Source organism: Brachybacterium paraconglomeratum (assembly GCF_003994255.1).
Classification (GTDB): Bacteria; Actinomycetota; Actinomycetes; order Actinomycetales; family Dermabacteraceae; genus Brachybacterium; species Brachybacterium conglomeratum.
Genome location: NZ_ML133859.1, coordinates 79,592 through 106,012, shown reverse-complemented (window position 1 = coordinate 106,012; position 26,421 = coordinate 79,592). Strand labels below are relative to the sequence as shown.

At 73.0% G+C, this 26,421-nt stretch carries 26 protein-coding genes; 20 read left to right on the top strand and 6 right to left on the bottom strand.

From position 1 onward, the window contains the following. Positions 1 to 203 precede the first annotated feature (203 nt). Genes DS079_RS13510 through DS079_RS13495 form a run of 4 tightly spaced genes read left to right on the top strand, consistent with a single transcriptional unit; the run spans position 204 to position 4,807 of the window. Positions 204 to 1,592 (top strand): extracellular solute-binding protein, encoded by a 1,389-nt coding sequence (locus DS079_RS13510; protein WP_126988382.1) that lies wholly within the window; start codon positions 204 to 206, stop codon positions 1,590 to 1,592. Further along, complete coding sequence (locus DS079_RS13505; RefSeq protein WP_053915932.1) at positions 1,589 to 2,470, top strand: carbohydrate ABC transporter permease; 882 nt, start codon at positions 1,589 to 1,591, stop codon at positions 2,468 to 2,470. Before DS079_RS13510 ends, DS079_RS13505 begins: the two co-directional genes overlap by 4 nt. A gap of 52 nt (positions 2,471 to 2,522) precedes the next feature. Next, positions 2,523 to 3,344 (top strand): carbohydrate ABC transporter permease, encoded by an 822-nt coding sequence (locus DS079_RS13500; protein ID WP_053915931.1) that lies wholly within the window; start codon positions 2,523 to 2,525, stop codon positions 3,342 to 3,344. A 47-nt stretch (positions 3,345 to 3,391) separates the two neighbouring features. Then, on the top strand, positions 3,392 to 4,807 hold the full coding sequence (locus DS079_RS13495) for a glycoside hydrolase family 32 protein (RefSeq protein ID WP_126988381.1): 1,416 nt from the start codon (positions 3,392 to 3,394) through the stop codon (positions 4,805 to 4,807). A gap of 309 nt (positions 4,808 to 5,116) precedes the next feature. On the opposite strand, the gene DS079_RS13490 is transcribed toward DS079_RS13495, so the two are convergent. The 3 genes from DS079_RS13490 to DS079_RS13480 all read right to left on the bottom strand — a co-directional run bounded on the left by DS079_RS13490 (position 5,117) and on the right by DS079_RS13480 (position 7,736). After that, on the bottom strand, positions 5,117 to 6,232 hold the full coding sequence (locus DS079_RS13490) for a PLP-dependent cysteine synthase family protein (RefSeq protein WP_126988380.1): 1,116 nt from the start codon (positions 6,230 to 6,232) through the stop codon (positions 5,117 to 5,119). 116 nt (positions 6,233 to 6,348) lie between these two features. Further along, positions 6,349 to 6,741, bottom strand: a complete 393-nt coding sequence (locus tag DS079_RS13485; protein WP_126988379.1) for a hypothetical protein — start codon at positions 6,739 to 6,741, stop codon at positions 6,349 to 6,351. A gap of 263 nt (positions 6,742 to 7,004) precedes the next feature. After that, positions 7,005 to 7,736, bottom strand: coding sequence for a GNAT family N-acetyltransferase (locus tag DS079_RS13480; RefSeq protein WP_164736258.1), 732 nt, complete (start codon positions 7,734 to 7,736; stop codon positions 7,005 to 7,007). Between the two features lie 324 nt (positions 7,737 to 8,060). Between DS079_RS13480 and DS079_RS13475 the strand changes: the two genes are divergently transcribed. Then, positions 8,061 to 9,050 carry a hypothetical protein gene (locus tag DS079_RS13475; protein ID WP_126988378.1) on the top strand — a complete coding sequence of 330 codons (990 nt, stop codon included), beginning with the start codon at positions 8,061 to 8,063 and terminating at the stop codon, positions 9,048 to 9,050. A gap of 28 nt (positions 9,051 to 9,078) precedes the next feature. Here the strand turns inward: DS079_RS13475 and DS079_RS13470 are convergent, their stop codons facing one another. Further along, positions 9,079 to 10,044 carry an aldo/keto reductase gene (locus DS079_RS13470; RefSeq protein ID WP_126988377.1) on the bottom strand — a complete coding sequence of 322 codons (966 nt, stop codon included), beginning with the start codon at positions 10,042 to 10,044 and terminating at the stop codon, positions 9,079 to 9,081. A gap of 286 nt (positions 10,045 to 10,330) precedes the next feature. Between DS079_RS13470 and DS079_RS17160 the strand changes: the two genes are divergently transcribed. From DS079_RS17160 to DS079_RS13450, 5 genes are all read left to right on the top strand, one after another. Then, positions 10,331 to 10,480, top strand: coding sequence for a hypothetical protein (locus DS079_RS17160; protein WP_156488549.1), 150 nt, complete (start codon positions 10,331 to 10,333; stop codon positions 10,478 to 10,480). 72 nt (positions 10,481 to 10,552) lie between these two features. After that, positions 10,553 to 11,554: a hypothetical protein gene (locus DS079_RS13465; protein ID WP_126988376.1), complete on the top strand. Its 1,002-nt coding sequence runs from the start codon at positions 10,553 to 10,555 to the stop codon at positions 11,552 to 11,554. Between the two features lie 200 nt (positions 11,555 to 11,754). Further along, positions 11,755 to 12,429 carry a hypothetical protein gene (locus DS079_RS13460; protein ID WP_126988375.1) on the top strand — a complete coding sequence of 225 codons (675 nt, stop codon included), beginning with the start codon at positions 11,755 to 11,757 and terminating at the stop codon, positions 12,427 to 12,429. 120 nt (positions 12,430 to 12,549) lie between these two features. Beyond that, positions 12,550 to 14,751 (top strand): 3-hydroxyacyl-CoA dehydrogenase NAD-binding domain-containing protein, encoded by a 2,202-nt coding sequence (locus DS079_RS13455; protein ID WP_126988374.1) that lies wholly within the window; start codon positions 12,550 to 12,552, stop codon positions 14,749 to 14,751. A 41-nt stretch (positions 14,752 to 14,792) separates the two neighbouring features. After that, the gene (locus tag DS079_RS13450) at positions 14,793 to 15,698 is read left to right on the top strand and encodes a hypothetical protein (protein WP_164736257.1); all 906 of its coding nucleotides are present in this window, start codon (positions 14,793 to 14,795) and stop codon (positions 15,696 to 15,698) included. A gap of 198 nt (positions 15,699 to 15,896) precedes the next feature. Here DS079_RS13450 and DS079_RS13445 read toward each other — a convergent pair whose 3' ends face one another. Both DS079_RS13445 and DS079_RS13440 read right to left on the bottom strand, forming a co-directional pair. Next, complete coding sequence (locus DS079_RS13445) at positions 15,897 to 17,147, bottom strand: aminotransferase class I/II-fold pyridoxal phosphate-dependent enzyme (RefSeq protein WP_126988373.1); 1,251 nt, start codon at positions 17,145 to 17,147, stop codon at positions 15,897 to 15,899. A gap of 67 nt (positions 17,148 to 17,214) precedes the next feature. Continuing rightward, positions 17,215 to 17,850, bottom strand: a complete 636-nt coding sequence (locus tag DS079_RS13440) for a GtrA family protein (protein ID WP_241237667.1) — start codon at positions 17,848 to 17,850, stop codon at positions 17,215 to 17,217. Between the two features lie 271 nt (positions 17,851 to 18,121). On the opposite strand from DS079_RS13440, the gene DS079_RS13435 reads away from it, so the two are divergent. The 10 genes from DS079_RS13435 to DS079_RS13395 all read left to right on the top strand — a co-directional run bounded on the left by DS079_RS13435 (position 18,122) and on the right by DS079_RS13395 (position 26,297). Beyond that, positions 18,122 to 18,922: a hydroxymethylpyrimidine/phosphomethylpyrimidine kinase gene (locus tag DS079_RS13435; protein ID WP_126988371.1), complete on the top strand. Its 801-nt coding sequence runs from the start codon at positions 18,122 to 18,124 to the stop codon at positions 18,920 to 18,922. 421 nt (positions 18,923 to 19,343) lie between these two features. After that, a complete protein-coding gene (locus tag DS079_RS13430) occupies positions 19,344 to 20,159 on the top strand; it encodes an amino acid ABC transporter ATP-binding protein (RefSeq protein WP_271190703.1) in 816 nt (271 codons plus the stop codon). 97 nt (positions 20,160 to 20,256) lie between these two features. Next, positions 20,257 to 20,727 (top strand): type 2 periplasmic-binding domain-containing protein, encoded by a 471-nt coding sequence (locus DS079_RS17495; RefSeq protein ID WP_241237666.1) that lies wholly within the window; start codon positions 20,257 to 20,259, stop codon positions 20,725 to 20,727. Then, complete coding sequence (locus DS079_RS17490) at positions 20,728 to 21,240, top strand: transporter substrate-binding domain-containing protein (protein ID WP_271190705.1); 513 nt, start codon at positions 20,728 to 20,730, stop codon at positions 21,238 to 21,240. A 239-nt stretch (positions 21,241 to 21,479) separates the two neighbouring features. Continuing rightward, positions 21,480 to 22,178, top strand: coding sequence for an amino acid ABC transporter permease (locus DS079_RS13420; protein WP_126988370.1), 699 nt, complete (start codon positions 21,480 to 21,482; stop codon positions 22,176 to 22,178). Further along, on the top strand, positions 22,175 to 22,993 hold the full coding sequence (locus tag DS079_RS13415; RefSeq protein WP_010549190.1) for an amino acid ABC transporter permease: 819 nt from the start codon (positions 22,175 to 22,177) through the stop codon (positions 22,991 to 22,993). The genes DS079_RS13420 and DS079_RS13415 overlap by 4 nt, the downstream gene beginning before the upstream one ends. Positions 22,994 to 23,135: 142 nt before the next feature. Next, positions 23,136 to 23,954 carry a class II glutamine amidotransferase gene (locus DS079_RS13410; RefSeq protein ID WP_126988369.1) on the top strand — a complete coding sequence of 273 codons (819 nt, stop codon included), beginning with the start codon at positions 23,136 to 23,138 and terminating at the stop codon, positions 23,952 to 23,954. A gap of 107 nt (positions 23,955 to 24,061) precedes the next feature. Next, complete coding sequence (locus DS079_RS13405) at positions 24,062 to 24,982, top strand: ABC transporter ATP-binding protein (RefSeq protein WP_126988368.1); 921 nt, start codon at positions 24,062 to 24,064, stop codon at positions 24,980 to 24,982. After that, entirely contained in the window at positions 24,979 to 25,629 is a 651-nt protein-coding gene (locus tag DS079_RS13400) for an ABC transporter permease (protein ID WP_126988367.1), read from the top strand. Before DS079_RS13405 ends, DS079_RS13400 begins: the two co-directional genes overlap by 4 nt. Continuing rightward, complete coding sequence (locus DS079_RS13395; RefSeq protein ID WP_126988366.1) at positions 25,626 to 26,297, top strand: ABC transporter permease; 672 nt, start codon at positions 25,626 to 25,628, stop codon at positions 26,295 to 26,297. Before DS079_RS13400 ends, DS079_RS13395 begins: the two co-directional genes overlap by 4 nt. Positions 26,298 to 26,421 lie beyond the last annotated feature (124 nt).

Genomic DNA, 26,421 nt, shown 5'->3' with positions numbered 1-26,421 from the left:
GGCGAACCGGCCCGCGTCATGGGTTCCGGGCGCTGCCGCGGAATCAGGGTTGACACGTGTGAAAGCTGCGCTGCATACTGGTCCCGAGCGACTTCGACACGTGTGCAAGCGGTGAGTCGGCGAGGACGCCGGACAGCCGCATCGACGCGCACCTCCTCCCTCGACCCGCTTCGACCGTCCCGACTCTCGACGAAGAGGACCGCATGGCCAGCCCCTCCACCCTCACCCGCCGCGCCCTCCTCGGCGCCGGCGGCGCGGCAGCCCTCGCCGGCACCGTCGCCGCCTGGCCCCGCCTCACCGGCGCCGACATCCCCGGCCGCGGCCAGGACGCCCTGACGATCCTGATCCTCGGCACCTCGCAGGACGCGGCCGGCCGTCAGGCGATCGCGGACGCCTTCATGGAGACCCATCCCGACATCCCCGTGCTGATCCAGTCGGTGCAGGCCACCGACTGGGGCGACTTCTTCGCGAAGATCCTCACGATGGTCGCCTCCGGCACCCAGCCCGACATCGTCTACACGGCGACCGAGGGGGCGCAGCTCTTCGCCGAACGCCTCGCGCTGCCGCTGGACGACTACCTCCTGCGCGACGCGGAGGAGATGAAGGACTACTTCGAGGACGTCCACCCCAGCCTCATCGAGGCCTTCATGTACAAGGGCTCCCTCTACCAGCTCCCGCTCGACTTCAACGCCGCGAACATGTACCTCAACCTCGACGTCCTCGAGCGCAACGGCCTCGAGATGCCGGGGGAGGACTGGACGAAGGACGACTTCACCGAGCTGCTGCGCGGGATGAAGGGCGACGCCACCCCGTACTACTGGACCAACCGCCTCTTCGGCGGGATCGTCCCCTGGCTCTACGTCAACGACACCTCCTTCCTGATCGAGGAGCGGGCGAGCGGCGGCGAGGACTTCTGGTCCACCTTCTATCCCGGCGAGCAGCGCTCCGGCGGTTATCTCTGGACCGGCTCCAACGCGACCGACGACCGCGTCCACGAGAGCTTCGAGCACCTGCGCGGCCTCGTCAGCGAGGGCCTCGCCGTGCGTCCCGAGGAGGGCGGCGGCAACACCCTCGTCGGCCTGTTCGCCTCCGGTCGCATCGGCACCACCCCCGCGGGCGGCTACTGGGTGCAGGGACTCGCCGAGGGCGGCATGCGCCCCGAGCAGTACGACGTGCAGTTCTTCCCGCGCTGGAAGACCCAGCGTCACCAGTTCGGAGGTGCCGGATACGCGGTCATGAAGACCACCGACAAGCCGGACCAGGCCTGGGAGTGGATCAAGTACACCGCCTCGAAGGAGGCGATGGAGCTCGCCTTCCCGACCCCGTCGACGACTCCCACCCGGCGCTCGATGGTGAACGACTCCCTGTACACCGGCATCGGTCCGGAGCACTGGTCACGTTTCTACGAGACCCTCGACCGCTTCCCGTCCACCGGCCCGATCCCCGCCCCGCCGCAGCAGGCCGCCGTCGAGACGGCGCTCATCCGCAATGTCTCCACCGCGCTGTCCGGCGGTCCTGACCAGGTCGCGCGGTCGCTCGCGGATCTGGACGCCGATCTGCGCGCCGTCTTCTCCGAGGAGGACCCCTCATGACCGCCGATCGCGACAGCGCCCTGCTGCGCTGGCTCTTCCTCGCCCCGACGATGCTCGGCATCGGCATCTTCGTGGTGCTGCCGATCGTCGGCTCGCTCGCTCTCGCCTTCTTCCGCTGGGACATCATCACCTCCCCGCAGTTCGTGGGGCTGGAGAACTTCGCCGACCTCGCCACCGACCGGACCGTCGGCATCTCCTTCCTGAACACCGCCGTGTTCGTGGTCGTCGCGGTCGCCGCCCAGCTCGTCATCGCGATGCTGCTCGCCGTGCTGGTCAGCTCCCGGATGCCTCCGTGGCTGCGAGTGTTCTTCCGCTCGACCTTCTTCTTCCCCCTCGTGCTGTCCGCCGCGAGCGTCTCGATCCTCATGAAGTACCTGTTCAACGAGAGCTACGGCGTCATCAACTGGCTGCTCTCGCTGGTGGGGATCCCGGCCGTGCCCTGGCTGACCAGCCCGCAGTGGGCCATGGTCGTGGTGATCGCGGTGTACGTGTGGCAGAACTTCGGCTTCTCGTTCCTGCTCTTCATCGGCGGCCTGAGCTCGATCCCCACCGAGATCTACGAGGCAGGCTCCATCGACGGGGCGACCGGCTGGCGCCAGTTCCGCCATCTCACCCTGCCGCTGGTGAGTCCCACCGTGCTGGTCGCCTCGGTGATGGCGATCATCTCCGCGCTGCAGGTCTTCGACCAGCCCTACGTGCTCACGCGCGGCGGGCCGGGTGACTCCACCCGCACGGTCGTGATGGTCATCTACGAGAGCGCCTTCCGCGAGCTCGAGTTCGGGCGTGCCAGCGCGATCGGCCTGGTCCTCATGGTCCTGATCATGCTCGTCACCGCCGCCCAGTTCCGCCTCGCCCGACGCTTCGTCTTCTATCAGTGAGCCGCGCTCCCGCCGTCGCGAGCGCCCCTGTCCCCGTCCGGAAGGACCCCCGATGACACGCCGCCTGCCCGCCCTCGCCAAGTACTCCGCCCTGCTCGTCGCCGCCGTGCTCACGCTCGGTCCGGTGTGGTGGACGTTCACCACCTCGCTCCGGCCCGCCGCCGAGTCCTTCAGCCTCCCCCCGAGCTTCTTCCCCACGTCACCGGACTTCTCGAGCTACACCGCGGTGTTCGAGCAGATCGCGGTGCCGCTGCTGGTGCTCAACAGCGCCCTGGTCACCGGGGTCGTCGCGATCGGCCAGATGCTCACCGCCGCGATGGCGGGGTACGTCTTCGCCCGCATGGAGTTCCGCGGCAAGAACGCCCTGTTCGCGATCGTGCTCTCGACGATGATGGTTCCGGTGCAGGTCACGATCGTGCCGGTGTTCATGATCATCCGCGGGATGGGGCTCTCCGACACGCTGCTCGCGCTGATCCTCCCCGCGATCCCCACCGCCTTCGGGACCTTCCTGATGCGTCAGTACTTCCTGGGTCTGCCGCTCGAGCTGGGGGAGGCCGCGGCGCTCGACGGCGCGAGCCCCTGGCGCACCTTCTTCTCCATCTACGCACCGTTGGCGCTGTCCGGCATGGCGATCGTGGGGGTCCTCGCCTTCAACTACCACTGGAACGAGTTCTTCCGCCCGCTGATCTTCATGATCTCCGAGCAGAACTACACCCTGCCGCTCGGCCTCGTGACCCTCCAGGGCAACCTCGGCACGGGTTCGATCTCGGTCGTGCTGGCAGGCGTGATTCTCTCGATGGTGCCCGCCGTGGTGGTGTTCCTCTTCGGCCAGCGCTACCTGCGCGAGGGCCTCACCGCCGGGTCCTCGAAATGACCCCTGCCCACCGTCCCCGCCCCCACGTCACCAGGAGCAGCATCACGATGACCGACACCCTCGACCTCGGCTTCCCGGCCCTCCACCGCGTCCACCCGCTCGGCTGGATCAACGACCCCAACGGCATCCACCGCACCGCCGACGGCCGTTGGCACGTGTTCTTCCAGTACAACCCTGCGTCCACCCGCCACGAGCACATCCACTGGGGGCACATGTCCTCCTCGGATCTGGTGAGCTGGCGCGAGGAGCCGCTGGGCCCCGTGCCCCGCCCGGGAGAGGCCGACCAGGACGGCTGCTGGAGCGGCGTCGGACTCCTCGACCACGCGCCCGACGGGAGCGCCGCCGAGGATGCCGAACTGTCCGCCGGACCCGTCGCCGGCGGGCCCGGTGCTCCCGCCGTCCCCACTCTCGTCTACTCCGGGGTCGACGGGATCGAGAACCAGCTCGCCCGCGTGCTCGTCACCCGCCTCGATGAGAGCGGCACCGAGCTGGTCCGCACCGGCGTGGTCGCCGCCGAGGTGCCCGAGGTGCCCGGACTGATCGGGATCCGCGACCCCTTCGTGTTCACCTACGGCGGGAAGCGCTGGGGGATCCAAGGCGCCGGGGTGCGCGAGGGCGGTCGCTTCGTGCCGACGCTGCTGCTGTTTTCGTGCGAGGACCTCGAGAACTGGGAGCTCGTCGGCACGCTGCTGCACGGCGACGACCCTGTCGCCGCCGAGCACTCGCCCGCCGACCTCTGGGAGTGCCCGCAGCTCGTGCCCGTCGGCGGGCGCTGGGTGCTGCTGCTGTCCCGCTGGGGGCACCCTTCCACCCACGAGCGCTCCACTCTCCAGGTCGACTACCTGGTGGGGGACCTCGTCGACGGCCCGGACGGCGCGCCGCGCTTCGCTCCGACCGCCGGGGGGCAGGTCGACATCGGTCCCGACTTCTACGCACCCCAGGCCGTTGTCGACGCCGAGGGCGGCCGGGTGCTGCTGTGGGGCTGGTCATGGGAGGGGCAGCAGCGCAGCCAGGAGCAGACCGACGCCCAGGGCTGGGCCGGAGCGCTGACCTTCCCGCGGGAGCTGCGGCTCGACGGGGAGGAGCTGCGCAGCGCGCCGGTCCCGGAGCTGCGCGCGCTGCGGGCCGAGGCGCTGCCCCTGGAGGCGGCGGACGACGTCGACGTGCCCGGGGCCACCGGGGCGGGCGGCACTGTCGAGCTCCTGCTCGAGACTCCCGCGCGGGCCGAGGTGCGCACTCGCGGGGCCGTCACGGTCGAGATCCTCGGAGCCGACGGCACTGCGCGCGAGGTTCTCTCGGTCGACGACGGACCCGCGACGCTGTTCCTCGACGCGAGCCTCCTCGAGCACCTCCCGGACGCGGTTTCCCCGTGCACTCTGCGCTTCTACCCGGCAGACGGCGATCGGGTCCGCGTGCGCGGGGCGCTCGCCGAGGCGTGGGCGCTCGAGCTGCCCGGGCGCTGAGCCTCCCGCCGCGGCATCCCGAGCGCTGCCGGGTCCGGTTCCCCCGATCCGAGGCCCGGGACCGCCGGTGGCATGGTCGGTCACGGGCGTCTGGCGTCCTTCTATGCCTATATAGGCATAGAGGTACGCCCTCCGCCAGTAGTCGACCATGCTCTGCGGGCTGCGGGCTGCGGGCTGCGGGCTGCGGGCTGCGGGCTGCGGGCTGCGGGCTGTGGGCTGTGGGCTGCGGGCTTGGGGCTGGGGGCGGTGGCTGCAGGGTGCCTGGAGCTGAGTGCGCCCTGGCCCTCCGCGGGCGGGGTGGGCCGGGTGTCAGCGCACCCCGAGCGGCAGCATCTCCGCGAGCGCCGTGCGCCAGGGCGCGAGGTCCCAGCCCTGCGCGGCGACCCAGTCGTCGTCGAAGTAGGTGTCGGTGTAGCGGTCGCCCGGATCGCACAGCAGCGTCAGCACCGAGCCGCTCTCGCCCGCCTCGCGCATCTGCGTGATCAGCTGCGCCGCGGCGATGAGGTTCGTGCCGGTCGAGGCGCCGACGCGCCTGCCGAGCACCTCCGACAGATGCCGCGCCGCGGCGACCGAGGCGGCATCCGGCACCCGGATCATCCGGTCCACGACGCCGGGCACGAAGCTCGGCTCGACCTGCGGGCGGCCGATGCCCTCGATCCGCGAGCCGGACCCAGTGGTGAGATGCCGATCCTCCTGCACCCATCCGGGGAAGAACGCGGAGTTCTCCACGTCCGCGACGCAGAGCGAAGTGGGCAGGGATCGGTAGCGCAGCAGGCGGCCGAAGGTCGCGCTGGTCCCGCCGGTGCCGGCGCCGACCACGATCCAGCGAGGCACCGGATGCGGCTCGAGCTCGAGCTGGGCGAGGGCGCTGACGGCGATGGAGTTGTTGCCCCGCCAGTCGGTGGCGCGCTCGGCATGGGTGAACTGGTCCAGGAAGAGCCCGCCGAGCTCGTCGGCCAGGCGCTGCGCCTCCCGGCTCATGTCCGCCGCGCCGTCCACGACATGGCACTGCCCGCCGGCGAACTCGATCAGCGCGATCTTTCGCGCGCTCGTGCCGCGCGGGACCACCGCGACGAAGGGGATGTCGAGCATCCGCGCCACGTGAGCCTCGCTCACCGCGGTCGAGCCCGACGACGCCTCGACCACCGGCATCCCCGGCCGTAACTGTCCGTTGACCAGGGCGAACAGGAACAGCGAGCGGGCCAGGCGGTGCTTGAGGCTGCCGGAGGAGTGGGTCGTCTCGTCCTTGAGGTAGAGCTGGATGTCCCAGTCCTCGGGCAGATCCAGGCGCACCAGGTGGGTGTCGGCGCTGCGGCGCCCGTCGGCGTCCAGGCGGTGGATCCGCTCGGCGACCCAGGCCCGCAGGTCCTCGTCGCTGCGGTCGACGTCCTGCAGGGGCTCGGGCCATGTCGCGTTCACGGTCATGGGGAGACCGTACCGAGTCGTGCGTCGGGGTGGACCGGAGCGGTGGAGCATCGTCCGGGGTGTCCGGCGAGCCGGATGCGGCCGACGACTGCGGGGCAGGAGACCCGCCCGACGGCTCAGACGCGGCCGGAGGCCGTCCCATCGCCGCGGGTCGGCTTTTCCCACCCTTCGCGCAGCTTCGCGACCGTGTCGGCGTCGTCCCAGGCCAGCAGGGCCACCATGAGCAGCGGCGCCACCAGCACCACTCCGATCCGCGCGGAGAGGCCGACGGACTCGGGGAAGTTCGCCAGGAGGAACGTCATCGAGACGCCGGCGATCACGACGGCGAATCGGGACGGGGCGAACGACGGCGCGACGAGCGTCCCCCAGAAACGCAGCTGCGACCAGGTGCCCAGGGCGATGACCAAGACGAGGACGCCGAAGGCCATTAGGAGGCGACTCGTCTCTGACAGCGGGACCACGTCCAGCAGCGCTGCGGTCGCCAGTGCGAGCAGGACTCCCCAGGCCACGAGCACTGCCGGGGGCTGCCGACGTGGAGTGCGACGGCTTGCGCGAGACGCTCGGGCGGTATCTGCAGACGCGTGCACAGCGTCGGCGGCGGTGTTCGTCATCGTGGCCTCCTCGGCTCCGACCCTACGACCGGGGTCACACCCCGTCCAGGGGTGGCGGGGCCGTCCGGGAGGACAGGACCGCCCCGAGGGAGGAGCCCGTCCGGGGCGTGCGGGCCGTCCGGGACCCGCGCGAGACGACCGGGCGGAGGGGGCGTCGCCGCTCAGGGCGTGCGCAGCGCCCCGAAGGTGAGGCGGCGCCGCAGTTCGAAGCCGAGCTTCTCGTAGCCCGCGATCGCGGCGGTGTTCGCGGCGGAGGCGTGCAGCAGTGCCCGGTCCCCGCGGCGCTGGATGTGGTGGGCGACGTCGAGCACGAGGCGGGAGGCGAGGCCCTGCCGGCGGTGCTCGGGATGGACCGCGACCGCGCTGATCTCGGTCCAGCCGTCGGGGTGGAGGCGCTCGCCGGCCATCGCGATCAGCTGCCCGTCCCGCCGGATCCCTATGTACCTTCCCATCTCGTGGGTGCGCGCCTCGAAGGGCCCGGGCCTGGTCTGCGCGATCAGGGCGAGCATCTCGTCGGTGTCGGCCGCTCCGAGCTCGACCGCCTCCGGCTCGGGGCGCGGGGCGAGGCGGTCGGTCTGGACGAGCTGCACGCCCGGGATCTGGAACTCCGGCGCCCAGCCGGCCGGCAGCAGCGGATCGGCGTGGGAGACGGAGACCACGGCATCGTGCCCGAACACGTCGAGGATCGCGTCCCATACGTCGGGGTGCTCCCAGTCGCGCACGCCCACGAAGGGGGAGACGTCCTCCGGATAGCGAAGCACGTGCTCGTTGCCGATCGCGAGCTCGCGGTGGGCGCCGGTGAGCGAGGACCAGGCGGGGTTGTCGAGCACCGGATGCTCCGCGCCCGAGGGGGCGTCGGCGCTCCCGACGTGGGGCTGTTCGTCCAGTGGCATGCGGTGTCCTCGTGCGGCGGAGCGGGCGTGACCGGGCCACGCTACTCCCGACGGGGCATCGGCGCGCAGCTCTGTCACTCCGCGTGAACGGCGGGGGCCGGCGGGGCTCGGGGGTGATGGGGGCGCGGCCGACGAGGACGATGCCCACCGCTTCGTGAGAAAAGGCGAGTTGTCATTGAGGTAAAGAGATCGTAAAGTCAACGCCGAGCGGTCCTCGCGACCGCGACCCGGACGGCCGCTGCGGAGCGCGCGGCGACGGGGAACCCCAGGGAGGTCGGGATGTCGAGGACAGTGACGTCGAGGACAGCAGGGGTGGGTGCGGCGGTGTCGAGGGACGCCGGGGCACGAGGGGCTCGCCGCGGCACGAGGCTGCGCGGAGGGGCGTCCCTCGCGGCGCTGCTCGCCGCCGGCGCGCTGCTGGCGGGCTGCGGGACGGCCGTGCCCGAGGCGGCCGACGCCGAGGGTCCGGGGCCGGCCGCGGTCGCGATCCCGGCCCCGGCCGAGCCGGAGCAGGACGGCGCGGCGGCGGACGATGCGGCGGGGAACGCCTCCGGCATCGTGACGACCGCGGACGACCGGGGCGAGGGCGACCAGGGAACCGCCGGCGAGAGCCGGGGGGAGAAGAGCGACGGCCGGGGTGAGGACGACGGTCAGGGCCAGGTCGGCGACGACCAGGGCGAGGACGCCCCGGGCCCGTCCGCGGCGGACCTGCCCGCCTCGTGGGCCGGCACCTACTCGGCCGAGAGCCTTCCCCTCGGCGGCGGGTATCTCGTCGTGCAGAACCTCTACGGCGAGCACCGCGGGGCCACGTCCCTGGAGGCCTCCGACATCGCCGGCCAGGAGTACTTCGCGAGCAGCGGAGCGACCTGCGAGGGCGCGGCGACCCTCGCCGGCGACACCGCCGACTGCGTCCTGCCCGACGACGGCCGGGGCATGGGCGAGCAGACCGCTGTCGTCCACCTCGTCCCCGCGGCGTTCGGCGCGACCTCGCTGCTCGTCGAGGTCGGCGTCACGGACGGCCTCGCCGTCGCCGAGGCCCCGCAGGGCATCGGCGGCCTGAGCGCGGCGGTGCCGAGCGAGGTCACGCTGGAGGAGATCGAGGGCGCCATGGTCACCGCGGTGATGATGGCCGACAGTCCCGAGGGCCCGCTGCCCGAGGAGCTCGACGTGCGATGCGAGCTGCGCGACGGCGGCCGGCACGCGCTGTGCGAGATCGTCGGCACCCCCGACGGCGGCGGCGACGGCAGCTGGTACGGCACGCTGCAGCCCGGCTACGGCAACTACGTCGTGCTCGCCACGAAGCTGCCCGCCTGACCTGACTCCGCCGGGCTCCCGGCGCTGCTCAGGCGAAGGGTGCCGAGGCCTCGTCCAGGGCGGCGACGTCCTGAGCGGAGAGCTCGAGAGCCGTGCCTGCGAGGAGGGCCGGCAGCTGCTCGGGCGTGCTCGCCGAGGCGATCGGGGCGGTCGTGCCCTTGGCCAGCAGCCAGGCGATCGCGACGGACGCCGGCTCCGCGTCGTGCGTCGCGGCGACCTCGGTGAGCACGTCCACCACGGCCAGGGCGTCCTCGGTGAGATTGTCCTCGACCATGCCCTTGCGGGCGCGGCCCTCGAGGTCCTCCTTCGTGCGGTACTTGCCGGTCAGCAGGCCGGAGGCGAGGGAGAAGTAGGGCATGACGGCCGCGTCGAACTCGCGCGCGATCGGAGCGTAGTCCTTCTCGTACGCGGCGCGGGCCAGCAGGTTGTAGTGCGGCTGGATCGCGACCGGCACGGTGAGGCCCTCGCGGGTCGCGACCTCGAACCACTCCCGCATGCGCTCCGGCGAGAAGTTCGACAGGCCCAGGTGGCGCACCCTGCCGGAGCGGACCAGGCCGTCGGCGATCCGCACCTGCTCCTCGATCGAGACCTCCTCGTCGTCGTAGTGGGCGTAGTAGAGGTCGATGCGGTCGGTGCGCAGCCGCTCGAGCGACTCGTCCAGCGCCGCCTCGACGTTCGCGGCCGACAGGCCCGTGCGCGACGGCTTCGCGCCGACCTTGGTGGCCAGCACGATCTCCTCGCGATTCCCGCGCGCCTCGAACCATTCGCCGAGCACCGTCTCGGAGTCGCCGCCCTCGCTGCCCTCGGCCCAGGCGGCGTAGGCGTCGGCAGTGTCGATGAAGCTGCCGCCGGCGGCGACGAAGGCGTCCAGCACGGCGAAGGACGTCTCGCGGTCCGAGGTCCAGCCGAAGGTGTTCCCGCCGAGGTTCAGCGGGAGCACCTCGAGGTCGGTGCGGGGCAGACGGGTCAGGGATGCGGTCGGAGCAGAGGTCATGGAGCACTCCTCGTGACGTTGCGGGGCCGGGTGCGTCCGCGCCCGTCGGCTCTCGGGCCGCGGGCGCGGCGGTGACCGGCCGGTAAGCCCACGACGCTAGCGCGCCTCCCTGACCGGCGGCCGATGCCGTCCGGGGGCGGGGCGAGTGGCGTGGCAGCTCGGGCGCCGCGCGGCGCAGTCGGCGGTCGGCGCGAGGTTCGCCGTCCAGCCCGGTCCCGGACAGGTCGACTACCGTGGCCGTGCCCGCCCCGCCGGGCCCCGACCAGCCCCGGAAGGAGCACGGCACGTGCCGAACGCCCAGGACCCGAGCAGCCCGGACCCAGACCGCCGCGCTTCCCGTCGCCCCGCCCCGAGGGCCGTCGCGCTGGTGCTGCTCGGGATCATCCTGCTCCTCTCGATCGGTGCGTACGCGCTGGTCACCGCCTGGCTCGGCTGAGCCCGCCGCGCCGTCGTCGGCAAGGGTCTGCGACCCCGCCGCTCCGTCGTGCCCGTCCTCTAGGCTCGAGGCATGAGAACGGGACGGGGGACGCCCTCCGACTACGACTGGGAGGACGGCGCCGACGCGCCGGACGCCTCCGACCCGTCCGCGCGCACCCCCGCCGACCCCGCCGCCCTGCCCGCGCTTCCCCGCCGGGGCGCACGCGCCGTCCCGTCGCGCGACCTCACGGCCGACGTCTCCGCCTGGTCCGGGACGGGGGTCGGGCCCGATGCGACCGGCGCGGCCTCCGAGGAGCCCCCCGGCGTGCCCGACGGCCTCTTCGACGCCCCCGCCGAGGGCCCCTACGGCGCGCCGTCCTTCACCTACGACGCCCCGGAGGAGACGCCCGACGAGGAGCGCCGCGACGGCCGCCTGCCCGCCTGGGCCATCCTCGCCATGGTCGCCGTGCAGGGCGCGGCCGCCGTCGCGATCGTCGCCCTCGTGCTCGGCGCCGGGCAGAACCTGCTCGGCGGCGGTGCGGCGGACCCGTCGGCCGCGCCGCCCTCCGCGCCCGCCACCCGCTCCGCCCCGCCCGCGCAGACCGAGCAGCCGCGCGAGCCCGGCACCGTCCTCGACGCGCAGGGGCGCGAGGTCACCGACGGCACCGGCGGCTACGACCGGCCCGCGACCGTCGGCGAGCACACCGTCGCCTGGAGCGTCTGGACCGGCGGGACGCTCAGCGTCACCCCGCTGGCGGTCGACCTCGACGCGACCCTGCCCGGCGCGAGCGGCGAGGGCGCCATCCAGGAGGGCTATCGCCTGGTCCTGGTCGAGTACGAGGTGCGCTACGACGGGACCGGGCACCTCGCGCCCGCCGAGGAGCTGTGGCTGACCGGCGAGTCCTCGCGCACCTACTTCCCGGACGTCGGCGAAGGCCTCGTCCCGGACCCGATGAAGCGCATCACCCCGCTCGCCGACGGGGCCAGTGCCCGCTTCCACAGCGCCTTCGTGGTGCCCGAGGCGGAGGTGGAGAGCTTCCGGCTCGGGGTCGAGACGTTCAGCGGAGAGGTCCTCTACTTCGCGACCACCTGAGCGCGCCGTCGGCTGGTGGTCGCCGGCGCCCGGGCGCCGGCGCGTCGGCCGCGAGCCGGGGGCTTGCGGACCGGAGGGGCGCGGGACGGAGGAAGCAGGCCGCGTGCGCTAGCGTGAGGGTGCCCCGCGCAGGGGCAGCGCACCGCACCGGGGGAGGGGCGGCGACGACCGCGGAGCGGCGCGCCGCAGGAGGAGTCGACATGCAGCCCACGCCGCCCACCCAGCCGCTGCCCGAACACCGCCCCCGCACCTCCTTCTACGTCGCGGTCGCCGCCGTCTCGGTGATCGCGGGACTGCTGCTCGGCGTCGGCGGCTTCTTCGGGATCCGGGCGCTGCAGGGGCCGCCCTCCCCGGGCGAGGAGGAGGTCGCGACGGAGCAGACCGTCCCCGAGGGCGGCGAGGTCCTCGCCGAGGCCCCCGTCGGCCCCGACGAGGCGGTGGCGCACGACGCCGTCGTCCCCTTCGAGCCGACCGAGGACAGCGGCCACGTCGACGTGCGGATCACCGCCGTGGACTGGGACGCGACCGAGGAGATCCGGGAGACGAACTCCCTGAACGACGAGCCCGCCGAGGGGATGAAGAACATCATGGTCACCTTCGAGGGGGTCCATCGCGGGGAGAAGCCCTTCGCCACCTACGGAGGCCACTGGATCGACGTCACCTACGTGGCCGCCGACGGCACCGAGCACAAGAACGGCGCCCAGGTCACCCCGCTCTACGACGAGATCTCGCAGAAGGAGACCGCCGTGCCGACGGACGAGATCCTCTCCCAGCAGGCCTTCGTGGTCCCCGAGGGGATCCGGGGGGAGGGGCACTTCGTGCTCACCCCGCGCGCGGGCGATGTCCAGGAGGGCATCTGGATCCGCGCGAGCTGAGGCGGTCGGACGGAGCGGCCCCGGTGGACACCCGGCCCCGACCTGGGGCATGATCTACCTGAAACCCGCAGTATCAGACAACTGTGCGGCACTCGACGACGAGAACGCGAAAGGCCCCTGATGAGCAGCTACACCGAGCACGTCACCCGAGTCCTCACGGAGGATCGCGAGCATCCCGGACTCGGCACCGTGGCCGTTCTGACCTTCGCCCCGCCGGAGGGCGAGGAGCGCCGCCCCGCGACCCTCGGCCCCCGTTCCATCGACGCCGTCACCGGCGCGATCGCCGCCGCGCTCGACCGCGCCGAGGCCGGGGAGATCCGCGCGATCGCCCTGACCGGCACCGGCCGCACCTTCCTCGCCGGCGCCGACCTGTCGATGTTCGCCGACCCCACCGCCGCCGAGAACGTCCGCGCGATGACCCGCGCCGCCCACGACCTGCAGGTCCGCGTGCGCACCAGCCCCGTCCCGATCCTCGCCCACCTGAACGGCGTCGCCCTCGGCGGCGGCCTCGAAGTCGCGCTCATGGCCGACGTGCGCACCGCCGCCCCCGGCGTGCGCGGCATCGGCCTGCCCGAGACCAGCCTCGGCATCCTCCCCGGCTGGGGCGGCACCACGCTGCTGCAGTCCGTCGTCGGCGCGGAGACCGCCGTGCGGATGATCCTCGAGGACCCCGCCCGCGACCGCCAGCTCACCGCCGAGAAGGCCCAGGAGGCCGGGCTCGTCGACGAGATCGCCGCCGACCTCGACGAGGCCCTCGAGCAGTTCGCCGCCCTGGTCGCCGCCCACGTCGACGTCGACGAGACCGACACCGACGTGGTCGACCCCGCCGTCGTCGGCGAGACCGCCCCGGCCGGAGCCTCGGGCGCCTGGGGCGGCCGCGCCCCGGCCCTGCCCGCCGCCGACTCGCCCGAGGCCGAGGAGCTGCTGGACGCGCTCGACGCCCCGCACAGCCCCGCCGAGACCCGCCGCGCCTGGGCGCAGCGCCTCGAGGCGCAGGGCGCCCCCGCCGTCGGCCGAGCCCTGATCCTGCTACAGCAGCTGCCCGGCTCCACCCTCGAGGACGCCCTGACCCGCGAGGGTGACGCGCTCGCCGAGCTCGTCCGCAGCGATGCCGCCTCCGCGTCCCTCTACTCCGCCGAGCTGCTGCGCCGCGGCAAGCCCGGCCGCACCCCGGTCGAGGGCGCGCGGGAGATCACGCGCGTCGGCGTCGCCGGCGCCGGGCTGATGGCCTCCCAGATCGCGGCGCAGCTCGCGCTCGGCCTGCAGGTCCCCGTCGTGATGCGCGACCTCGACGAGACCATCGCCGAGAAGGGCCTGGCCGCCGCCCGCGACGTGATCGCCCAGACCGCCGCCCGCGGTCATCTCGACGAGCAGACCGCGACCGCGATCGCCGAGAACCTCTCCGCCACCACCGACCTGCAGGAGCTCGCCGGCTGCGACCTCGTGATCGAGGCGGTGCCGGAGGTGCTGACGATCAAGAAGTCCGTCTTCGCCGAGCTCGAGGGCGTCCTCGCCGAGGACGCGCTGCTGGTCACCAACACCTCCTCGCTCTCCGTGTCGAAGATGGCCGAGGACCTCGCCCGCCCCGAGCGGGTCGTCGGCCTGCACTTCTTCAACCCCGTCGCGAAGATGCCGCTGGTCGAGGTGATCCACACCGAGAAGACCGATGAGCAGACCCTCGCCACCGGTCTCGAGGTGGTGCGCCGCCTGCGGAAGTTCGCGGTGCGCAGCGCCGACGCGCCCGGCTTCATCGTCAACCGACTGCTCTTCCGCGTGCTCGGCGGCGTGCTCGCCTCCCTCGACGCCGGCGCGGACCCGGTGGAGGTCGACGCCTCCCTCGACGCGCTCGGCATGCCGATGCGCCCCTTCGAGCTGCTGGACCTGGTGGGGCTCGGCGTCGCCGACCACGTGGGCCAGGTGCTGCTCGAGGAGCTCGGCGACCGCTTCCACGCCTCGCCCGGACTCGGCGTCATGGCGCAGGGCGGCGTCCACTTCACCGAGCGCAGCCGCACCTCCGTGCACCCGCCTGTCTCCCCGACGGTCGCGCAGGTCTTCGGCGAGGGCGAGCGTCCCGCCGGCATCGAGCCGCTGGTCGGCGAGGCGCTGCTGGAGAAGGTGCGGGCGGGCCTGGCCGAGGAGATCCAGCTGATGATCGAGGAGGGCGTGGTCGAGCAGCCCGAGCAGGTGGACCTCGCGCTGATCCTCGGCGCGGGCTTCCCCCGCCACCGCGGCGGGATCACCCCCTATCTCGACGCCTCCGGCGCCTCCGAGCGCACCACCGGCAGCGCCTTCCACAGGGAGCGGTTCACCGCGGGGCGCTGAGCCCGGTCCCGACGGGGGCGGCCATCGCGCGGAGACGCGCGGTGCCGCCCCCGTTCTCGTGCGCGGAGCATCGTGACCGGACCGCGACATGGGGAGGGCTGGGCTCGCCGAGCGGTGCTTACGGGCAGGCCTCGGCGAACTCCGGCTACGGCCAGGACCCGCAGGGCTGGGGCCAGGCGCCGTCCTCCGCGCCCGCCTTCGGGGCCCACGGCCAGCAGCCCTACGCCCAGCACGCCGAACCGCCGAAGAAGTCCTCGAAGACGCCGCTGCTCATCTGCGCGGGCTGTGCGGTGCTGGCCCTGATCGTGCTCCTCGTCGGCGGCGGCATCTTCCTCTTCACCCGCGACGGCGGGGAGCCCACGGACGACCGGACCACCTCGGAGCAGGCCACCACCGAGGACGGCGAGGAGACCTCCGAGGAGCCGACGGAGGAGGAGAGCTCCGAGGAGGCGACGACCGAGGACGGCACCTCGGAAGAGCCGACCGAGGCCGCCGCCGACGGCAAGGGCACCAAGGACGCCCCCTACGCGATCGGCGAGCAGTTCACCGTCGAGGACGGTGAGGGCGGGGCCCTCGACGTCACCATCGGTGACGTGAACTGGGACGCGACCGACGAGGTCATGGGTGCCAACGAGTTCAACGAGGAGTCCGGGGAGGGCGAGACCTACATCCTCGTGCCGGTGTCGATGACTTACCACGGAGACGGCACGTCGGAGCCCGGCTTCTCCCTCATGGTCGACTACGTGACCGAGGGAGGGAACTCCTACAACGACGCCGGCTCCGTGACGCCGAAGAGCTGGCTCGACGTCGGCACCCTCCATGACGGCGGCACCGGGGAGTGGGAGATCGGCATCCTGATTCCGGCCGACCAGGCGAAGAACGGCCACTTCGCCGTCTCCCCGCTGCTGAACTTCAGCGCTGAGGACGTCTGGGTCAAGGCCGCCTGAGGCCGAGCCCGCCACCATGACGGCCCGCCGGCTTCCGGAGCGCACCGGAAGCCGGCGGGCCGTCGTCCGTGAGGGGCCGCGCACACTGCGCTGCGGGGCGAGCCGCGGGCGCTGATGCCTGTGGGGCGGGGACCGGCCCTCCGGTCGTCCGAGGGAGTCGGCTGCAGCGTCCGTCGGCAGTCCAGCGACGGGACCCGCTCAGCGGCGGGGCGCCGCCCAGCTCTCGAGCCGCTCCAGCGCCTGCTCGATCGTCGCGCGCGACTTGCAGAAGGCGAGCCGCAGGTGCGAGGAGGCGTCGCCCGCCTCGCCGTCGCGGTAGAAGGCCGACAGCGGGATCGCGACCACCCCGGCCTCCTCGGGGAGGCGCTCGGCCAGGGCGTGGGCGTCGCTCTCGCCGAGTGGGCCCGCGTCGGCGACGGTGAAGTATCCGGCCTCCGGCACGCTCACCCGGAAGCCGATCCGGCGCAGACCGTCGGTGAGCAGGTCGCGCCGAGCGCGCAGGTCGGCGGCGAGGTCGTGGAAGACCGTCGGATCCATCCGCAGCCCGGCGGCGACCGCGGGCTGGAAGGGAGCGCCCGAGGCGTAGGTCAGCCACTGTTTGACCCCGGTGATCGCCGTGATCAGCTCGGGCCGCGCCGTGATCCAGCCGATCTTCCACCCGGTCACGGCGAAGGTCTTGCCCGCCGAGGAGATCGAGATCGTGCGGTCCTGCGCCCCGGGCAGCGTCGCCGGCGGCAGATGGGCGGGGCCGAAGGTGAGGTGCTCATAGACCTCGTCGGTGACGATCAGCGCATCGTGCCGCACCGCCTCCTCGACGATCGCCTGCAGCGCCTCCACCCACAGCATCAGCCCCGTGGGGTTGTGCGGGGTGTTCACCAGCACCAGGCGGGTGCGCTCGGAGAACGCCGCGCGCAGCGCGTCCCGGTCCACGTCCAGCACCAGGTCCCCGTCGTCGGCCGCGGAGCCGGTGCCTGTGGCGGAGCCCGGCCGGGAGGTGATCGGGACGGTGCGGTGCACGCCGCCCGCGAGCGCGATCAGCGCCGCGTACTGGTCGTAGAACGGCTCGAGCGTGATCACCTCGTCGCCCGGCTCGACCAGCGCCAGGATCGTCGCGGCCAGCGCCTCCGTCGCCCCGGTCGTGACCAGCACCTCCGTGGCGGGGTCCCAGCGCAGTCCGTACCAGCCGGCCTGATGCTCGGCCACGGCCTCGCGCAGCTCCGCCTCGCCCGCACCCGGCGGGTACTGGTTGCGGCCGCGCCGGATCGCGTCGATCGCCGCCTCGGCGACCAGGGCGGGCGGGTCGTCGTCGGGATAGCCCTGCCCGAGGTTCAGCGCGTCGTGGGCGGCGGCCTTCGCCGACATCTGCGCGAACACGGTGGGACGGGCCTGCCCGCCCACGAGCAGGCCGGCAGCGGCGGCGGCACGGGTCCAGGGACCGGAGGAGTTCATGCGCCCGAGTCTCTCAGAGCCGCGGAGCGGTGCGGCAGCGATCGCCGGGGGACGAGCGGCCCGGTGCTCAGCGGCGGGGGAAGACCAGCCGCCCGTAGGTGACATAGCGGAACGAGGTCGAGACGATCTGGCCGACGAAGGTGCCGGAGATGTTGTCCGCGAGCGGGGAGTCCAGTCCCAGCACGTACCGCGAGAACGCCAGGCAGGCGAGCTGCAGCCCCGTCGCGATCACGTTGACCAGGATGAACAGCATGATCGAGCGGGCCGTGTCCGGGCGGGGCCGGTCCCCGAAGGTCCACAGCCGGTTGCCCAGATAGGTCAGGCACGAGGCGACCGCGATGGTGAGCACCTTCGCCGTGAGCGGGCTTCCGTGCATGATGCCCTCGCCCCAGCCCTGCGTGGGATGCCAGAACACCAGCAGGTTGTACATCGCGGCGTCCAGCAGGAACACCAGCCCGCCGACGACCAGGAACTTCAGGGTCGAGCGGAGGTGTTCGTCCACCAGCGCGCCCGCCCGGTCGCGGAGGGAGTGTCGGGAGCCGGCCGACGGATCGGAGGTCGTGCCCTGGGCCGGGCCGCCGTCGGCCGACGGTCCGGCCTCGTGCGCTGCGCTCGCGGGGGCCGTGCCGCCCTCGGACAGGGGGGTGCCGCGGAGCGTGGTGGACGGAGCGCTGCGCCCCGTCGTCTCGTCCGGCGACAGCACGCCCGGCACTGTACCGGACCCGGTACCATCGTGGACCTGCCGCAGCGACGGGTCGGCGGCGCCGTACGTGGCGCCCGGCCCTGGGAGCGCGCGGCACCGACCGCTGCGACGGGAGGCGCCCCCGAGAGGCGCGCCGGCCCTGGGAGCGCGCGGTCACGTCGCCCGACGGCGCCCGTCCCCGGACGGCACCCGTCACGAGGCGGAGCTCGTCGGCCCCCGCGCTGCAGACCGCCTCGGCGACACCGACGCACACACTCCGAGAAAGGCCCCCATGACTCACGTCGCCCTGACCATCGCCGGCTCCGAGGCCTCCGGAGGTGCCGGCGCCCAGGCGGACATCAAGACCTTCCACCAGCTGGGCACCTTCGGTGCTGCGGCGCTGACCTGCATCGTCTCCTTCGACCCCAAGAACGACTGGAGCCACCGCTTCGTGCCGCTGGAGCCGCAGCTGATCCTCGATCAGATCGAGGCGAGCACCGCGGTGCACGACATCGACACCACGAAGATCGGCATGCTCGGCACTCCCGCCACGATCGAGACCGTCGCCGGCGCGCTCGCCGAGCGGTCCTTCACCAACGTCGTGCTCGACCCGGTGCTGATCTGCAAGGGCAACGAGGGCGGCTTCGCCCAGGACACCGACGACGCGCTCAAGGCGCAGATCCTGCCGCTGGCCACCTTCGTCACCCCCAACCACTTCGAGACCCTGGCGCTCTCCGGCATGGAGAGCGTCGAGACGGTCGAGGAGCTGGCCGAGGCCGCGAAGCGCATCCACGAGGCCTTCGACGTGATCGTGCTGGCCAAGGGCGGGGTCGTGCTCGAGGGCGAGGACGCGGTGGACGTGTTCTACGACGGCGAGCAGACCGTTGAGCTGCGCAGCCCCAAGATCGGCCAGGAGCGCGTCAACGGCGCCGGCTGCACCCTCGCCGCCGCCGTCACCGCCGAGCTCGCCAAGGGCGCCACCCCGCTCGAGGCCGCCCGGACCGCGAAGGCCGTGGTCACCAGCTCCATCGAGAACCGCCAGAAGGGCCACACCCCGTTCGACTCCGTCTACCAGGGCAAGTACCAGGGCTGACGGGTCCCGGGGCGGCCCGGGGTCGGCGACGCCGGGCCGCCCGGCCTCCCGGGGCCGGCCCGTCGGCCATCGACTGGCAGGTTTCGACCGGTATTCCGGCGCCGAACCGATCGAAACCTGCCACTCGATGTGTCGGTGAGGGCCGGACGCCTGTCGGGGAGGGGCCGGTAGCCGCGGGGCGGGAAGCCGCCGCCGGCGACCGACAGGGCGGTCAGGCAGAGCGCGTGCGGGAAGCCGGTGCCGGGTGGTGCAGACGGGTGGCTGGGACGGAGACAGGAGCGGGGCAACCGGCCGGCGGACGACTGAGCAGGGCGGGGGAGCGCGGCTGACCGCCCCCGGCCACGGTCACGAATACATCCCGACATCCGATCAGCGCCCCCCTCATGTGGACAGATGTCGCTGAGGCAAGCATTCTCGGAACATGAACGAGCGCACCACGCCGCCCGACGCCGACGTCGCGGGGCAGGACCCGACCCGCCCCGAGGGGGCTCCCCGCACCGGCGAGCCCCTGATCTCCGTGCGCGGCGTCGACAAGTTCTTCGGCGACTTCCAGGCGCTGAAGGGCATCGACCTCGACATCCACCGCGGCGAGGTCGTGGCCCTGATCGGCGCCTCCGGCTCCGGGAAGTCGACCCTGTGCCGCTGCCTGAACCGGCTGGAGACGATCACCGCCGGGGAGATCACCATCGACGGGGAGCGGCTGCCCGAGGAGGGCCGGGAACTCACCCGCCTGCGCGCCGACGTCGGCATGGTGTTCCAGAGCTTCAACCTCTTCCCGCACCTCAAGGCGATCGACAACGTGACCCTCGGCCCCCGCAAGGTGCGCGGCGTGCCCAAGGCCGAGGCGGACCGTCAGGCGATGGAGCTGCTCGAGCGCGTGGGCCTCGCCGACAAGGCGAACTCCCTGCCCACGGCGCTGTCCGGCGGTCAGCAGCAGCGGGTGGCGATCGCGAGGGCGCTGGCGATGAAGCCGAAGGCGCTGCTCTTCGACGAGCCGACCTCGGCCCTGGACCCCGAGGTGATCAACGAGGTCCTGGACGTCATGGCCGAACTCGCGAAGGCCGGGATGACGATGCTCGTGGTCACCCACGAGATGGGCTTCGCCCGCCACGTCTGCGACCGCGTGGTCTACATGGACGCCGGCGAGATCGTCGAGGAGGGCGAGCCCGAGCAGTTCTTCACCGCTCCGCGCAGCGACCGCGCCAAGGCCTTCCTGTCCAAGATCCTCGCGCACTGACCCCGGCGCAGCCCGACGCTCGCGCCCCCGCCCCCCCGCCCCCCGCACACCCCGACCCCCGCTCCGCCCGGAGCGCACGCAGAAACCGGAGAGACCCATGAACCCCACGAGCTTCCGCCCCCGCCGCCGGGCCGTCGTCGCCGCGGCGGCCGCCCTGCCCCTGGTGGGCCTGGCCGCCTGCGCTTCCGACACCGGTGACGGACCCGACCTCGGCGGCGGCGCGGACGGCGGCTCCGACGGCGGCGGCGAGGGCTCGGCCTTCGCCGACGTGATCGCCTCCGGCCCCGTCGCTGCCGACGACGCGATCGCCGGCAGTGCCTGGGCCGCCGCGATCAAGGAGAAGGGCCAGCTGATTCGCGGCGGCACCGTCGCCAACCAGGTCTTCTCCCTCGCCTCGACCACCGGCGGGCAGCCCACCGGCTTCGATGCCGGCATCACCCAGCTGCTGGCCAAGTACATCCTCGGCGAGGGCGGCGAGGAGAAGGTCGAGTACATCGACACCACCGTCGAAACCCGCGAGACCCTCGTCCAGAACGGGACCGTGGACTGTGTGATCGCGACCTACTAGATCACCCCCGAGCGTCTCGAGGTCATCGACTTCGCCGGCCCGTACTACCTCTCCGGCACCGCCATCCAGGTGCGCACCGAGGACGCGGAGTCGATCTCCGGGCCCGAGGACCTCACCGGCAAGAACCTGGTCACCCAGGCGAACTCCACCGGCATCCAGGCGATCGAGGAGTTCGTGACCGATCCCGGCGATGTCCAGACCCTCCCGGACAACGAGTCCTGCGTCGCCGCGCTCAAGCAGGGCCGGGCCGACGCCTACGTGCTCGACCAGGGCGTCCTGCTGGGCAACTCCGCCGCGGACCCCGAGGTCACCGTCGTCGGGGAGCCCTTCGTGGACGACCCCTACGGCGTCGGCCTGTCCAAGGACGCCGAGGGCGCGGTCGACTTCGTCAACGCCTTCCTGCAGGAGATCATCGACTCCGGCGCCTGGGAGCAGCTGTGGACCGCCACGATCGGCGAGGTCATGGACACCGAGGCCCCCGAGCCGCCTGTCCCCGGCGAGCTGCCCGCCTGACCGGCTGAACCGCCCGGCCGACGGGCGGGCCGACGGCCCGCAGTCCGCGCACCGGCCGATCGGCCGGGCGGCGGCTCGCAGGGTGGGCGCCGTCCCGTCGGCCAGGAGTCGACTCGGCGGCCGGGCGTCGGCCCACCGGCCGGGCGCCGACCGCTCAGGCAGGAGCCGCGCCTCGGCCCCGGCACCGGCCCGTCGGCCGTCCCTGATCCCCTTCCCCCGATCGCACCGAGAGGCCCCAGATGGACGCCATCCGCGAGAACATCCCGCTGCTGTTGCAGGGCATCGGGACGACCGTCGCACTGACCGTGCTCGGCTACGTGTTCGCGCTCGTCGTCGGCACCGTGATGGCGGTGGCGCGGGTCAGCCCGATCCCGCCGCTGCGCTGGGCGGCGACCGTGTACGTCGAGATCTTCCGCAACATACCGCTGCTGAGCCTGCTGATCCTCATCTCCTTCGGCCTGCCGGACGTCGGGCTGCGCCTGCCCTACTTCTGGTGCGGCGTGCTGGGGCTGACCCTCTCGTCGGCCGCGTTCGTGTGCGAGAACGTGCGCTCGGGCATCAACACCGTGCCCGTCGGCCATGCCGAGGCGGCCCGCTCGATCGGGCTCGGGTTCTTCGGCACGCTCCGCTTCGTGGTGCTGCCGCAGGCGTTCCGCTCGATGGTGCAGCCGCTGGTCAACGTGTTCATCGGCACCGTGATCGGCTCGGCGCTGTGCTCGGCGATCGCGGTGCAGGAGGTCACCTGGGTGACGCAGACGCTGAACATCCGCTACGCCCAGGCGGTGCTGATGTTCCTCATCGCCGGCGCCGTCTATCTCGTCCTCTCCCTCGGCGGCGCGGCGCTCGGCGGGGCGATCGAGCGGGCCGTCTCCCCGGGCGGTCGCGACCGCTCGCGAGCGAGCAAGGCGCTCGACGTGACGGCAGGAGCCCAGGCATGAGCTCAACCGCCACCCAGGTCCTCTTCGACGCGCCCGGTCCGAAGGGCCGTCGGCGCATCCTGCTGCTGTCGGTCCTCAGCGTGGTCGCGATCCTCGCGCTGCTCGCGGGGGCGCTGTGGCAGTTCCGGTCCAACGGCCAGCTCGACCCGGGCAAGTGGATCGTCTACCTGCGGGTCGACTACCTCGCCTTCCTCGGCCAGGGCCTGTGGGGAACCCTCAAGGTCACGGCGCTCGCCGCCGTGGTCGCCTTCCCGCTCGGCCTGCTGCTGGCGCTGGCGCGCCTGTCCCGCTTCCGGGTGCTGAGCACGCTCGCGGCGGTGTGGATCGAGTTCTACCGCGGCATCCCGATGCTGCTGGTGGTCTACGCGTTCCTGCTGGCCCTGCCCGCCTTCGGCGTGACCTTCCCGCGGTTCTGGATGCTGGTGATCCCGATGATCCTGGTCTCCTCCGCCACTACGGCCGAGGTGTTCCGCGCCGGGATCAACGCCGTGGACCGCGGCCAGCACGAGGCGGCCGCCGCGATCGGGCTCTCGCGGCGCGATGCGATGGCCTCGGTGATCCTGCCGCAGGCGGTGCGCCTGGTGCTGCCGAGCCTCATCCTCGCCCTGGTCACGCTGCTGAAGGACTCGACCCTCGGCTACGTGGTCAGCTACAACGAGCTGCAGTTCCAGGGCAAGACGCTCGTGTCGATCACCCGCTACCTGGTGCAGACGTACCTGGTGGTCTCGGTGATCTACATCGTCATCAACTTCCTGCTCACCCGGATCGCGCTCGCGCTGGACGCGCGGATGAAGGCCCGCGCCGCCGCGGGCTGAGCGCGGCGGGGCGGGCTCCGGCCGCACCGGCTCGTCCCGTCGGCCGTCTCGTCCCTTCCCTCGATCCGTCCCGTCGGCCGACCGGCGCGACCGCTGTCCCGTCGGCCGCCCCGCCCTCGCCCCCTCCAGGAAGGCCTCTCCCATGTGCCGTCTGCTCGGCGTCGTCTCCCGCGGCGCGCTCCCGCTGCCCGAGGTGGTGCCCGGCGAGCTGCCGCTGTTCACGGCGCTCTCCGAGCGGCACAAAGACGGCTGGGGCGTGGCCTCGTATCCTGCGGGCACGGGGGCCGACGGGGGCGACGACCCCGCCCCGATGCTCCCGCTGCTGCGCCGCGGCACCGACACCGCTCTCGCCTCGAACGACTACGGGGAGGCGGTCGCGGAGGCGCGCGGCGAGGTGATCGTGGTGCACCTGCGTCGGGCGAGCGTGGGCCTCGCGCTGACCCCCGAGAACACCCACCCCTTCGTCGAGGGGGAGATGACCTTCAGCCACAACGGTCAGTTCGACCTCTCCGACGAGCTGCGCGAGCGGATCCTCGCGCGCGGCGGCCGCGCCCCGCTCGGCACCACCGACTCCGAGCTGTTCCTCTCGCTGGTCACCGCCAGGGCGGGCGAGCTTTCGCCGCGGGAGGGGCAGACGGACTGGGCGCTCGCGATCCAGCACGCGGCCGCCGAGCTCACCGCACTGACCATGGAGCTCTTCGGCCGCCCGCCCGAGTCGCTGAACTGCCTGCTCACCACGCCCGGCACGCTCGTCGCCTTCGCCCAGCACGACCCGCCCCAGGCCCCGGCCGATCAGCCGGCGGAGGTGTACGACCTGCGCTGGCGCGCCGACCACGACCGGGTGCTCGTCTCCTCGACCGGCTACCCGCAGGCGGGTTTCGCGACCCTCGCACAGGGGGCGGCGCTGACCGTGCACCGCGGCAGCCTCCGCATCGAGGAGCATCCGCCGCTGGGTCGGTGAACGCGGCGGACCGAACGGCCTGGCGCGACCCCGCGCGTCGGGCCACTCGATAGGGTTGGTCCCTCCGGCAGTGACAGCTCGTCGGCCCGACCGCCCTGGGAGGCCCCGTGATCGGTTTCGAGAACGTCCGCAAGGAGTATCCGGGCGGCACGCTCGCGGTCGAGGACTTCACCCTCGAGATCGCCTCCCGCGAGGCGGTCGCGCTCGTGGGCACCTCCGGCTCCGGCAAGACCACCCTGATGCGGATGATCAACCGCATGGTCGACCCCACCTCCGGGCGGGTCACCATCGACGGCGAGGACGTCGCCGCGATGGACCCGGTGCGACTGCGCCGCTCCATCGGCTACGTCATGCAGGCCTCGGGCCTGCTGCCCCACCGCACCGTGCTGGACAACATCACCACCGTCCCCGTGCTGCGCGGCACCGCGAAGGGCGAGGCGCGCGAGCGGGCCCGCGAGCTCATGGACACCGTGGGCCTGGACCCGGAGCTCGCCTCCCGCTATCCCGCCCAGCTCTCCGGCGGCCAGCAGCAGCGCGTCGGCGTCGCCCGCGGCCTCGCCGCCGACCCGAACATCCTGCTCATGGACGAGCCCTTCGGCGCCGTCGACCCGATCGTGCGCGAGGAGCTGCAGAGCGAGCTGCAGCGCCTCCAGCGCGATCTGCGCAAGACGATCGTCTTCGTCACCCACGACATCGACGAGGCCTTCCGCATCGGCGACTGCGTCGTGATCCTCCGCCCCGGCGGCCGGATCGCCCAGGTCGGCACCCCGCAGGAGATCCTCGCCGGCCCGGCCGACGACTTCGTGGCCAGCTTCGTCGGCGCGGACCGCGGCGCCCGCACCCTGCACGTCGAGCGCGTCGACGGCCGCGACGTCGTCGTCGACGCGGACGGGCGCGCCGCCGGGGTGCTCGCCGGCGCCCCCGCAGGTGGCGGGAATGGCTCGAGCGGGGCCGGCTCGCGCGGGACCGGCTCGCATCGGGCCGACGGGGGCCATGAGGGCGGCCGCGGGCAGGAGCCGCCCCGGTGAGCTGGGTCCTCGAGAACCTCGACGTGATCGCGGGATACACCGGCGCTCACCTGGTCCAGGCGCTGCCGCCGATCCTGCTCGCCTTCGCGCTCTCCCTCCCGCTGGCGAAGCTCGCGAACTCCCGCGGCTGGCTGCGCACCGGCGTGACCACCACCTCCGGCCTGATGTACGCGATCCCGTCCCTGCCGCTGTTCGTGCTGCTGCCCGGGCTGATCGGGACCGGCGTGCGCAGCCCGCTGAACATCGTGATCGCCCTGACCCTCTACGGCCTCGCGCTCATGGTCCCCACCGCCTCCGACGGCTTCCGCTCCGTCTCCCGCGACGTGCTCGGCTCCGCGACCGCGCAGGGCTACGCCCCGGCCGCCCGCTTCTGGCAGGTCGAGCTGCCGCTGGCCGGGCCGGTGCTGCTGGGCGGGGTGCGGGTCGTCGCGGTCAGCACGATCTCGCTGGTCACCGTCGGCGGCGTGCTCGGCGTGCCGAGCCTGGGGATGCTGTTCGTGGACGGGGTGCGGCGTGGGATCGTCGCCGAGATCGCCGCTGGCGTCGTCGCGACCGCCGCCCTCGCGCTGCTCACCGATGCGCTGCTGGTGCTGCTGGGCCGCCTGCTGATGCCCTGGCACCGCGGACGGGAGGGGAGCAGGCCGTGAACGAGAACCCCTTCCTCGGAGCCCTCGAGTGGCTCTCCGACCCGGCGCGCTGGACCGGGCCGTCCGGGATCCCCCTGCGCACCGCCGAGCACCTCGGCTACACAGCGCTCGGCGTGCTGGTCGCGGCGCTGATCGCCGTCCCCGTCGGGCTGTACGTCGGCCACACCGGCCGGTTCAAGGGCCTCGCCGTCGGCGCCGCGGGCGTGGCCCGCGCCCTGCCCACCCTGGGGCTGGTGACCCTGTTCGCGCTGCTGGTCGGGATCGGACTCACCGCGCCGCTGCTCTCCTTCGTGATCCTCGCGATCCCGTCGCTGCTGGCCGGGGCCTACTCCGCCGTCGAATCGGCGGACCCCGCCACCGTCGACGCCGCCCGCGCCCAGGGCATGACCGAATGGCAGATCCTCACCCGGGTCGAGCTACCGCTGGGGATGCCGCTGCTGGTGGGAGGGGTGCGCGGCGCGACCGTGCAGGTCGTCGCCACCGCCATGCTCGCCGCCTATGTGGGCAGCGGCGGCCTGGGCCGGTACATCTTCCAGGGCCTCGGCTCCCAGGACTATCCGCAGATGATCGCCGGGTCACTGCTGGTCATCGTGCTCGCCCTCGTGCTCGACCTCGCCCTGCTGCTGCTCCAGCGCGCCACCGCGCCGCGCGGGACGGCCGCCGCATGAGTCCCGTCTGCCTGACCCGTACCGTCGGCGGCGGGTCCGGTCAGGTGCCGGGGGGGGGGGGGGGGGGGGGGGGGGGGGGGGAGGGGGGGGGGGGGGGACAACCACCCACGCGGGCCACCACCCC

Coding starts and splice junctions, on each gene's coding strand:
- DS079_RS13510 (WP_126988382.1), top strand. CDS start 204: ATGGCCAGCCCCTCCACCCTCACCCGCCGCGCCCTCCTCGGCGCCGGC.
- DS079_RS13505 (WP_053915932.1), top strand. CDS start 1,589: ATGACCGCCGATCGCGACAGCGCCCTGCTGCGCTGGCTCTTCCTCGCC.
- DS079_RS13500 (WP_053915931.1), top strand. CDS start 2,523: ATGACACGCCGCCTGCCCGCCCTCGCCAAGTACTCCGCCCTGCTCGTC.
- DS079_RS13495 (WP_126988381.1), top strand. CDS start 3,392: ATGACCGACACCCTCGACCTCGGCTTCCCGGCCCTCCACCGCGTCCAC.
- DS079_RS13490 (WP_126988380.1), bottom strand. CDS start 6,232: ATGACCGTGAACGCGACATGGCCCGAGCCCCTGCAGGACGTCGACCGC.
- DS079_RS13480 (WP_164736258.1), bottom strand. CDS start 7,736: ATGCCACTGGACGAACAGCCCCACGTCGGGAGCGCCGACGCCCCCTCG.
- DS079_RS13470 (WP_126988377.1), bottom strand. CDS start 10,044: ATGACCTCTGCTCCGACCGCATCCCTGACCCGTCTGCCCCGCACCGAC.
- DS079_RS13465 (WP_126988376.1), top strand. CDS start 10,553: ATGAGAACGGGACGGGGGACGCCCTCCGACTACGACTGGGAGGACGGC.
- DS079_RS13460 (WP_126988375.1), top strand. CDS start 11,755: ATGCAGCCCACGCCGCCCACCCAGCCGCTGCCCGAACACCGCCCCCGC.
- DS079_RS13455 (WP_126988374.1), top strand. CDS start 12,550: ATGAGCAGCTACACCGAGCACGTCACCCGAGTCCTCACGGAGGATCGC.
- DS079_RS13445 (WP_126988373.1), bottom strand. CDS start 17,147: ATGAACTCCTCCGGTCCCTGGACCCGTGCCGCCGCCGCTGCCGGCCTG.
- DS079_RS13435 (WP_126988371.1), top strand. CDS start 18,122: ATGACTCACGTCGCCCTGACCATCGCCGGCTCCGAGGCCTCCGGAGGT.
- DS079_RS13430 (WP_271190703.1), top strand. CDS start 19,344: ATGAACGAGCGCACCACGCCGCCCGACGCCGACGTCGCGGGGCAGGAC.
- DS079_RS17495 (WP_241237666.1), top strand. CDS start 20,257: ATGAACCCCACGAGCTTCCGCCCCCGCCGCCGGGCCGTCGTCGCCGCG.
- DS079_RS13420 (WP_126988370.1), top strand. CDS start 21,480: ATGGACGCCATCCGCGAGAACATCCCGCTGCTGTTGCAGGGCATCGGG.
- DS079_RS13415 (WP_010549190.1), top strand. CDS start 22,175: ATGAGCTCAACCGCCACCCAGGTCCTCTTCGACGCGCCCGGTCCGAAG.
- DS079_RS13410 (WP_126988369.1), top strand. CDS start 23,136: ATGTGCCGTCTGCTCGGCGTCGTCTCCCGCGGCGCGCTCCCGCTGCCC.